This window comes from Enterocloster aldenensis (assembly GCF_003434055.1).
In the GTDB taxonomy this organism is placed as follows: domain Bacteria; phylum Bacillota; class Clostridia; order Lachnospirales; family Lachnospiraceae; genus Enterocloster; species Enterocloster aldenensis.
Map to the genome: position 1 here is coordinate 1 of NZ_QVEX01000048.1, position 580 is coordinate 580.

2 rRNA genes (1 of these 2 cut by a window edge) are annotated in these 580 nt (G+C 44.3%); both read right to left on the bottom strand.

The annotated features are described in order from the left end of the window. Window positions 1-244, bottom strand: a 23S ribosomal RNA gene (locus tag DWX59_RS28410); the annotation flags it as partial. A gap of 214 nt (window positions 245-458) precedes the next feature. Then, window positions 459-580, bottom strand: a 16S ribosomal RNA gene (locus DWX59_RS28415); its annotated part runs 617 nt beyond the window's last position; the annotation flags it as partial.

Consider the following 580-nt stretch of genomic DNA (forward strand, 5'->3'; position numbering starts at 1 on the left):
TCAGAAAATCATTCTTATTTTCTCTTCCTGCAGGTACTTAGATGTTTCAGTTCCCTGCGTCTCGCCTCATCATGTCTATGTATTCAACATGTGATCCATGGATTTGACTCCATGCGGGTTCCCCCATTCGGATATCGACGGATCTTTGCGTGCTTACCGCTTCCCGTCGCATTTCGCTGTTTGCTGCGTCCTTCTTCGCCGGAGTGTGCCTAGGCATTCCCCATACGCCCTTTCTTGCTTTACCTTCTAGGTTTGCTTGCTTGAACTTTTTTTCGTTTACACTTGCTGTAAAATCTTAGTTACTTTCGACTTTTCGTACTAGACCTTTTTTCTTTTAAATGTCTAATCTCTTCTTTATCGTTTTCGCAATTTTTTTTACTACTATCCAGTTTTCAATGTCCTCTTGAATGTCTAAGACATTCAAAACCAAACAAGAAAGCACAACTTTCTCTCCCTAGAAAGGAGGTGATCCATCCCCACGTTCCCGTAGGGATACCTTGTTACGACTTCACCCCAATCATCAGTCCCACCTTAGACAGCTCCTTCCTTGCGGTTAGGCCACCGGCTTCGGGTGTTACCG